The organism is Acinetobacter sp. CY05 (assembly GCF_059515805.1).
On record NZ_JCAKMW010000012.1, the window covers coordinates 92,260 to 100,947 of the forward strand.

At 39.8% G+C, this 8,688-nt stretch carries 9 protein-coding genes and 1 pseudogene; 7 read left to right on the top strand and 3 right to left on the bottom strand.

Features of this window, described 5'->3' with window-relative positions; genetic code table 11:
- Positions 1 to 5: 5 nt before the first annotated feature.
- From AC5YCD_RS10065 to AC5YCD_RS10075, 3 genes are read left to right on the top strand one after another with little or no spacing between them, the layout of a single operon-like run.
- Positions 6 to 1,016: an ABC transporter substrate-binding protein gene (locus tag AC5YCD_RS10065; protein ID WP_496129906.1), complete on the top strand. Its 1,011-nt coding sequence runs from the start codon at positions 6 to 8 to the stop codon at positions 1,014 to 1,016.
- Positions 1,017 to 1,031: 15 nt separating this feature from the next.
- A complete protein-coding gene (locus tag AC5YCD_RS10070) occupies positions 1,032 to 1,844 on the top strand; it encodes an ABC transporter ATP-binding protein (protein WP_496129907.1) in 813 nt (270 codons plus the stop codon).
- Positions 1,845 to 1,870: 26 nt separating this feature from the next.
- Positions 1,871 to 2,704 carry an ABC transporter permease gene (locus AC5YCD_RS10075; RefSeq protein WP_496129908.1) on the top strand — a complete coding sequence of 278 codons (834 nt, stop codon included), beginning with the start codon at positions 1,871 to 1,873 and terminating at the stop codon, positions 2,702 to 2,704.
- A gap of 29 nt (positions 2,705 to 2,733) precedes the next feature.
- Here AC5YCD_RS10075 and AC5YCD_RS10080 read toward each other — a convergent pair whose 3' ends face one another.
- Positions 2,734 to 3,924, bottom strand: coding sequence for an MFS transporter (locus AC5YCD_RS10080; protein WP_496129909.1), 1,191 nt, complete (start codon positions 3,922 to 3,924; stop codon positions 2,734 to 2,736).
- A gap of 81 nt (positions 3,925 to 4,005) precedes the next feature.
- Between AC5YCD_RS10080 and AC5YCD_RS10085 the strand changes: the two genes are divergently transcribed.
- Complete coding sequence (locus AC5YCD_RS10085) at positions 4,006 to 4,611, top strand: TetR/AcrR family transcriptional regulator (RefSeq protein ID WP_496129910.1); 606 nt, start codon at positions 4,006 to 4,008, stop codon at positions 4,609 to 4,611.
- Here AC5YCD_RS10085 and AC5YCD_RS10090 read toward each other — a convergent pair.
- Positions 4,608 to 5,675: a sigma-54 interaction domain-containing protein gene (locus tag AC5YCD_RS10090; RefSeq protein WP_496129911.1), complete on the bottom strand. Its 1,068-nt coding sequence runs from the start codon at positions 5,673 to 5,675 to the stop codon at positions 4,608 to 4,610. The genes AC5YCD_RS10085 and AC5YCD_RS10090 overlap by 4 nt on opposite strands.
- 230 nt (positions 5,676 to 5,905) lie before the next feature.
- Between AC5YCD_RS10090 and AC5YCD_RS10095 the strand changes: the two genes are divergently transcribed.
- Positions 5,906 to 6,133, top strand: coding sequence for a TOBE domain-containing protein (locus AC5YCD_RS10095; RefSeq protein ID WP_496129912.1), 228 nt, complete (start codon positions 5,906 to 5,908; stop codon positions 6,131 to 6,133).
- Between the two features lie 15 nt (positions 6,134 to 6,148).
- On the top strand, positions 6,149 to 6,967 hold the full coding sequence (locus AC5YCD_RS10100) for an ABC transporter ATP-binding protein (protein WP_496129913.1): 819 nt from the start codon (positions 6,149 to 6,151) through the stop codon (positions 6,965 to 6,967).
- Positions 6,968 to 7,239: 272 nt separating this feature from the next.
- Here AC5YCD_RS10100 and AC5YCD_RS10105 read toward each other — a convergent pair.
- A pseudogene (locus AC5YCD_RS10105) lies at positions 7,240 to 7,443 on the bottom strand (esterase-like activity of phytase family protein); the annotation flags it as partial.
- A gap of 47 nt (positions 7,444 to 7,490) precedes the next feature.
- Here AC5YCD_RS10105 and AC5YCD_RS10110 point away from each other — a divergent pair.
- Positions 7,491 to 8,683, top strand: a protein-coding gene (locus tag AC5YCD_RS10110; RefSeq protein ID WP_496128783.1) for an IS3 family transposase whose coding sequence is annotated in 2 segments (ribosomal slippage) — positions 7,491 to 7,770 and positions 7,770 to 8,683 — 1,194 coding nt in all. Because the reading frame shifts where the segments join, the coding sequence is not laid out codon by codon here.
- Positions 8,684 to 8,688 lie beyond the last annotated feature (5 nt).

An 8,688-nucleotide genomic window follows, 5' to 3' on the forward strand; every position in this document is an offset into this window, starting at 1 on the left:
AGCATATGAAAAAAATAATCGCTGCCTTAAGTTTAAGCATCTTGGCTGCTCTTGGGAGTGTGGGCTGTGTCAACGACCGTCAAGCTAGTACAGACAAAGTGACTGAGCTGCGTTATCAGAGCGCAGCAGGTCTAGTCAATTTAGCTGAACTGGCACAGGATCTTGGTTACTTAGGTGATTTAAAACTCAATTATGTCGGCACAGTACAGGGCGGCCCACAAGATTTACTCACTCTGGTAGCCGGTGATGTTGATTTTGCTTCGGCCTTTAATGGTGCTGTGGTGAAGGTGGTTGCGGCAGGCTTAGATGTGGTGCCAGTGGTGGCTTCCTATGGCAGTAACCAAGCGCAATCTGTGGGTTTTTATGTTTTAGAAGACAGTCCGATTCGCTCACCACGAGATTTTATTGGTAAAAAAGTCGCCATGAATGCCTTTGGTGCACATTACGACTTTGTATTACGTGATTACTTACAAAAATCAGGTTTAAGCCAACAAGAAATCGCACAAGTTGAAATGATTCTTTTGCCGCCCATTAGTTCAGAGCAAGCCCTACGCAATGGACAAATTGATGTGGCAGTTTTGTCGAATATTTTAGAGAAACGCGCTTTGAAAAATGGGGGAGTACGTAAAATCTTTGCGGATATTGATTTATATGGCGGTTTCACCGCAGGTAGTTATTCAATGCGTAAAGATTTCATTGAAACCCAACCGGAAGCATATCAGGCCTTTGTGTCAGGTGTGGCCAGAGCGCATCGTTGGTTACAGACCACACCAGTTGAGGAAGTACAGGCACGTTTTAGTCGTATTATTCAAGAACGTGGACGCAATGAAAACCAAGCCTTAATTCCCTACTTTGTTGGTTATGGTGTGGATGAAATAGGTGGGGTACAAAAAGCACAAGATTTTGCCCCATGGATCGCACAAATGCAGGCAGCAGGTAAATTAAAACCTCAACAAATTCAAGCAGAAAACATTTTTAGTAATGTCGGCAATCTTTATGCTCAGCCATCAAATTAAACAGGAATAACAACAATGACGATTGCACTTAAACTTGACCATGTTCGTAAAGAGTTTCCAGCTAAAAATGCTCAAGCATTTGTGGCGGTTGAAAATATTAGTTTAGATATTCATCAAGGCGAATTTGTTTCCATTGTTGGGCCATCAGGCTGTGGTAAATCTACCTTACTTGATTTAGTCGCAGGTTTAACGAAGCCTACCCATGGACAGATATTACTCAATGGCAAGACCATTACTGGACCAGGACTCGATCGTGGCATTGTATTTCAACAATATGCGCTGTACCCATGGCTCAATGCGCTACAAAATATTGAATTTGGCTTAGAGGCCAAAGGGGTAGACAAAAAAACACGCCGTGAAAAAGCTGAATATTATTTAAAATTGGTGGGTCTAGCAGGTTTTGAACAGCATTATCCAAATGAATTATCAGGTGGGATGAAACAACGTGTCGCTATTGCACGTAGTTTGGCCTATGAGCCTGAAATTTTATTGATGGATGAACCATTTGCAGCACTAGATGCACAAACGCGCGAAACCTTACAAGAAGAATTGATCAATATTTGGAAAAAATCTGGTAGCACCATCATTTTTATTACTCATAGTATTGATGAGGCGATCTACTTAAGTCAGCGCGTGGCAATTTTGACCTCACGACCAGGTCGTGTAAAGCAAGTCATTGAGATTCCAAAACTCCTACAGGGCAAAGGTCAAGATGTTCGCTCAACACCAGAATATGGACACATTCGGCATCATATTTGGACGCAATTGAGTGAAGAAGTGATAAAAGCGCAAGCCTTTGAAAAAAATAAACAATTACAACATGCTTAATGCATAAAAAATTAAGAGGAAATTTCATGTCAAATTTAGATCAAAATACATTGGCTTATCCCAAGCCCTATGCTCAACCTCCAGCACGTTTCCAAGTCACTTGGTTAAATACCATGTTTAAACGTTCAATTGCTCTATTATTGTTCTTTTTGTTGTGGGAAATTTTACCGCGTATTGGCGTAGTGAGTGCCGTATTTTTACCGCCTATTTCGACTGTATTACACACCACCTGGGACTTATACATCAATGGCCAGTTAAGAACCCATATTTCAGTCAGTCTAACCCGTTCTTTAATTGGCTTTGTGCTGGCATTACTCATCGCAATCCCGCTGGGTTTAATTTTGGGTTGGTATAAATTGGTGGCGGAAACTTTAAACCCTTTACTCGAATTGTTTCGTAATACAACCGCTTTGGCCCTAATGCCAGTCTTCATTTTATTTTTAGGCATTGGTGAAGTGTCTAAAATTAGTTTACTGGTTTATGCTTGCACATGGCCAATTCTACTCAACACCATCTCTGGTGTACAAAATGTCGATCCTCTCTTCATTAAATCAGCACGTACCATGGGTTTAAAGCCATATCAGTTATTTCGTAAGGTCATTTTACCTGCCGCTGTACCGACGATTTTTGTTGGGATTCGATTAGCAGGGGCTATTTCAGTATTGGCATTGGTTGCAGTTGAAATGTTTGGTGCTAAAGCAGGTTTGGGCTATTTAATTATGTACTCACAATTTAGTTTTGAGATTCCAGAAATGTTCGTAGGTATTCTCGTGATGACCCTCGTGGGCTTAGGATTTAACTATGGTTTATTGGCCATTGAAAAACATTTTACCGCTTGGAAGAAAAATCCTGTGGAATAAATTAAAAATAACATCACTTAAAAAGCCGATCATAAGATCGGCTTTTTTTGATGGCGTTGAATATAAGCTAATTGGATAAACACCCATGCTATGCAGATCAAAATCAGTAAACTAAACACCACAAGAGAAGTTAAAACATTAAAGTAGTCGATGATGATACTCGACAACAAAATGGGCCAAATACTGCCTTGATAGGCGATTAATAAAAAGCTAGATAAGACACCACTATGTTGTTTTTCCACCAGTTTAGTCACAAAAAAATAAGCTGGATTTAAACTATAGCCATGACCAAGGCCCACAAATAACACACTCAAGGCCAAAAAAATGAACTGATGTGTCCATTGGGCTAGAAATAGTGTCAAGCAACCCAGTACTAGAAAGCAGCCACCTAAGACCAAGCATTTGATTTCATCTAACAATTTCGTCGAGAGCTGTGCTAAAAACGACACCAATAAAATTAAAGAGATGGCAGCGCCAGTCAAGGTGGCTGAAGATTGAAGAGGTAATTCTTTTAAAAAAGTACCCGCTAGAGCAGCATATAAACTAAAGGCGGCAAAACAGCAGGCTGCGATGATTGCGCAGATCCAAAATAAACGTCGATCCTTTGTATCAATTGGAGTACTCCAGAGGCGTATTTTAGTCAATGCGGGTGTTGGCAGCGGAGCTTTAATGAAACAACAGGCTATAAAAACTAAAGTGGATAGCCCAGCAATCACTAAATAAGGTGTGATCAAGGGTTCAATCAAGTGATCTGCCATGAGCCCACCTAAAATTGGTCCCAAGCCAAAACCTAAAACTGTGATTAAAGAAGATAACTTACCTGCCTGATGAGGTTTAGCAAAAGGATACTTATGGGCTAAACCAATCACAGTTGCTGTACACAGAAGACCAGATGAAATCCCAATAAAGAAGCGTGCCATACATAATTGCCAGATATCTGCTGCGTAGGCAGAAAATACTAAACCTAAAATGCTGATCAATAATCCGCGCAATACTGTGGCTTTATAGCCATAGCGGCCAATCCAACCATTTAAGAAGAGTAAAGTGAACACCACACCAAACATATAGGTAATAAAGGCATAGCCAATTTCACTGGTGCTAATATGCCAATCTGTTACATAAAGAGCATAAAGGGGGCTGGCAAGGGCAGTACTTAAAGCACCTAGGCAGAGGCAAAGTGCCAAAACTAGGTATTCCACAATATTAGGTGAATCCTGCATAATAGTACTTAAAAATGAATATTGGGTCGATTTTAAGTAAAAGTGAATCGGTGGTCAATTTTATTGAGGTAACAGGTATTAATGAAAAAGCGACGTCCTTCTCTGGCAAAAACCAATGCAACACGACAAAAAATCATTCTTGCTGCATTACAGCAGTTTAAAGTATACGGTTTTGCGGCGAGTAAAATCGCAGATATAGCCCTATTCGCAGGGGTGGGTAAAGGGACAATTTATTCTTATTTTCAGACTAAAAATGCTTTATTTGAGGGGGTGATTGACTATTTAATTCAGGAGACCTATCACCCCATTCAAAGCCATGAAATTCCAGAAGATATTTCAGTTCAATCATTTATTTTGCAGGAAATTTTACCAGCATTGGCCACTTTAGAGTCCGCAGGACGGGCCGATATTGCGCGCTTAATTTTAAAAGAGGGGGGTAATTTTCAAGATATTCAGCAATTGTACTATCAGAAAGTTTATTTGCCGAGTTGTTTAGAAATTGAAAAATTGCTGCAGCTGGCCATGACACGTGGTGAGCTAAAGGCAACTCAATCTGCCCAACAACTGACACTTTTGATTTTGGCACCTATTTGGATGGGAATGATTCATAACGGCATACTTGCACCTGAACAACCGGTCAACTTAGATGAGTTATTTCAGGTGCAAGTTCAAGCGTTATTTAATTAAAGTAAACCATATTTAATTAAACGAGTGCGAACAACATTGCGAGTCACACCTAATAAACGTGCCGTATGTACTTGGTTGTATTGGCAGTGTTGATAAGCTGAACGGATAAACTGTCCCTCTAGTAAATCATTAATATTGGTATCTAATTGATTGGCTGCTTCAAATAATTGCTGAAAAGTGTTTTGTAATAAAGCTTCAGCTTGGCTAGAGCTTTGAATATCAGTGGCCAATTTAGATGCAGTTAAGCTCGGCGCTTTGCTTTGAGAGAGGCTAGAAAAGCTAATATTTTCGGGTTCAATCCAACCATTTTCACTCACCAGTACCGCATGATGAATCGTATTTTCAAGTTCACGGATATTTCCCGGCCAACGATGTTGTAGCAGTTTTTTAGCTGCTAAATCACTAATCTTTAACGGCGTCGCATGTGGGTCAGTTTGGTAACGTTCTACAAAAAACTTAGCCAAAGGTAAGATATCTTGGCGACGATCAGCCAATTTCGGAATATTGAGTAATGCCACGTATAAGCGGTAGAACAGATCTTCGCGGAAGCGTCCTTCGCGCACGGCTTGCTCTAAATCCACATGCGTTGCTGCAATAATACGTACATTGATTGGAATTGGTTTTAAAGAACCAACACGGACAATTTCACGTTCTTGTAAAATACGTAGTAATTTCACTTGCATACTCAAGGACAAATCGCCAATTTCGTCTAAAAATAAAGTGCCATTATGTGCAGCTTCAAACCAACCCATACGACTGTTAACTGCGCCAGTAAAAGCGCCTTTTTCGTGACCGAAGAGTTCACTTTCAGCTAGGCTTTCGGTTAAAGCACCGCAGTTGACTGCAATAAAAGGCCCATCACAGCGATGGCTTAAGGCATGAATTTGTCGTGCCACCAGTTCTTTACCGGTACCTGTCTCGCCAATAATGAGTGCATTGGCATCGCTTGGAGCAATTTGTTGTATTCGAGACAGTAAGGCTTGTGATAAAGGATCGACAAAAATATTAGCACGGGCGCGGACATTTTGCTTCGTTTGGCTTAAAGGGTGCGTATATATTGACATATTGTTATCACTTGTAATTGTTAAATTGGCATTATGATCAATGAAAAATCAACAAAATTAAAATAATATATCAAGAAGAGATTATGAGCATGTGAGATAAAATAAAAACATCAATACTTATCTTAAAATAAGATAAATGTCTGCTATATAACTAAATAAAAAATCGAGATAACTTGAATGATAAAAATTGAGTATATTGATTAAGTCCAATAAACCATAAGAGAAAATAAATGACAATTACATCTGTTAATGTACGTAACCAGTTTAAAGGTGTTGTAAATGAAATTGTTGAGGGACCTGTGGTGTCAGAAATTAATGTTGAAACCAAAGCAGGTATTTTTACTTCAATTATTAGTACACGTTCAGTTGCAGATCTTGCTTTAGAAGTCGGCTCTGAAGTGGTGGTACTGATTAAATCCACTGAAGTCTCCTTAGCAAAACTCAGTACTAGCGTTTAATCGAGGAGGCCTAATATGAGTGAACCTCGAGGTAGCGTTTTAATTCAGGCGCTGCACAAAAGTTATTCGCAACATGCCAAAGGTCAGCTGAAGGTTTTAGAGCAGATTAATCTCGACATTCAAGCAGGCGAATTTATTAGTATTGTAGGCAGTAGTGGTTGTGGTAAATCAACATTGCTGCGCTTGTTGGTGGGTTTGGAAGCTGAATATCAAGGCCAAATCCAAGTTGATGGACAAGCCATTCAGGGCACCAGTTTAAAACGGGGTATTGTCTTTCAAGACCATCGTTTATTTCCTTGGTTAAGTGTACAAGAAAATGTTCGAGTGGCTTTACATAACAGTCAGTTGAGCCGTAAACAAGAAGACGAGCTAATTGCTGAACACCTTGATCTGGTGCGCTTAAGCAAATTTAAAGAGGCTTATCCCTCACAGCTTTCAGGTGGTATGAACCAACGGGTTGCGATTGCCCGAAGTCTAGTAAATCGTCCAGAAATTCTACTCCTGGATGAACCCTTTGGTGCACTTGATGCACTGACTCGACACAAACTCCAAGACGAAATCCAACGTATTTGGCAGCATGAAAAAATTACCATGATTATGGTCACTCATGATGTTGAAGAGGCAGTTTACTTGGCCGATCGAGTGGTGGTCATGCAACCCCATCCAGGTCGAATCAAACGCGTTGTAGATATTAAAGTTCCACATCCGCGTAAACGTGAGGATGTTCGTTTAATTAATCTAAAAAATGATATTTTGCTCGACTTTAGTGATGATATTATTGATATAGGTCAAAATAAGAAAAGTAAATTTAACGATTTTAAATTTGCTTGGTAATAAAGTAATAAAAATAACAAATTGTAATGAGATGAAAATGGGCTTATGTATAATTTGGGATATTTATATTAATTGCTTCATTGCCATAATTAAAACGAATGAGCTCCAATAGGACTTTATATTCAAGAGAGGTGACTTTGGAAGCTGCATAAATTAGTGATGATAGTATGATTGTGGCTAAAAAAGACATCAAAATGAATTGATTTATTTCCTCTTAATCAAAATTAAATTTAAAAAGCCCAAAAGTTTTAGCTTTTGGGCTTTATTTATTGTTATGGGTTGAAAAGATTTAGTTTATCGGCAATATATAAGGTAGGTGTATCAACACTCATGCGCACATTATCTAAATACTTCTGCTCTAAACCGTGAGTTGTCCAAAGCCCCATATCATCATCATTCACGATTCCAAGAGTTTGTTGATTAATCAACCATAAACCTTCCATTTTGTCGTGTGCATAACTTACACGTTTGATCCTAGCCAAAATAATGGACAGCACGTCCCTCTAAAGATAACGTAACTTTAATCTTTGGAGATTCAAGAAATGGCTATCTTGCGCAGCAATGCTGCTCAAGTCCTGAATTTAAACAGCAAGCGATTGATTATGCACTTTCAAACTCCCACGAACCTATAGCTGCAATCGCCCAGAAATTAGGTGTGGGTTATTCAACTTTAGACAAATGGATTCGTGAAGCCAATCCAGTGGGTTCAAGCAAACGTCAACTTTCACCAGAACAACAGCGGATCTTAGAATTAGAGAAAGAAGTCAAACAGCTCAGGGAAGCCAATGACATCTTTAAAAAAGCGCATGTGTACTTTCTGACAGATCATGCCAAGAAAAGTACACGGTAATTCAAGATCTGGATGTGAATGAAGTCACTGTATCTTCTGCCTGTCAATGCCTGGGTGTCAGCACTTCAGGCTATTATGCCTGGCGAAAACGCCAGACCAATCCAGCGCAGAAATATAATGATTTAAAAGCCGTATATTGGCAGCATCATGCACGATTGGGTGCACCTTCATTGGTACATGACATGCATGATTTAGGTTACAGCATGAGCGAACGAACCGTTGGAAGAATGCTTAAAAAGCTTGGTTTACGTAGCAGGATTGCACGTAAATACAAGCATACGACTGATTCAAACCATCGTTTGCCTACAGCGCCTAACTTGTTGGATCGTCAATTTACGGTCAATGAACCCAATAAGATCTGGACAACGGATATTACCTATATCCGTACTAAGCAAGGTTGGCTGTATTTATGTGTGATGCTGGATCTATTCAGCCGTCGTATTGTCGGCTGGCAAACCAGCCATCGAATAGACCGTCAATTGGTGTGTGATGCGTTTCATTATGCAATGGCTCGTCAGGGGTATCCAATGGGTGTCATGGTGCATTCGGACCAAGGCTCACAGTACTGTAGTCGTGATTTTAGGGCGCTATTATTGACGAATAACTGCGTTCAAAGTATGTCACGCAGGGGAAACTGTTGGGATAATGCAGTGACCGAAAGCTTCTTTCATACATTGAAAGGTCATGTGGTCCATGGCAGTGTGTTTGCCACTCGAAAAGAAGCGAATACAGTCTTGTTTGACTATATTGAGATTTATTACAATCGGGTCAGAAGGCATTCCGCAAACGGCTGGTTAAGCCCAGAAGCCTTTGAACAGAAATATTTTAAGAATTTAGAGGGATTTGTTGTCCACGATACTGTCTAGGATCA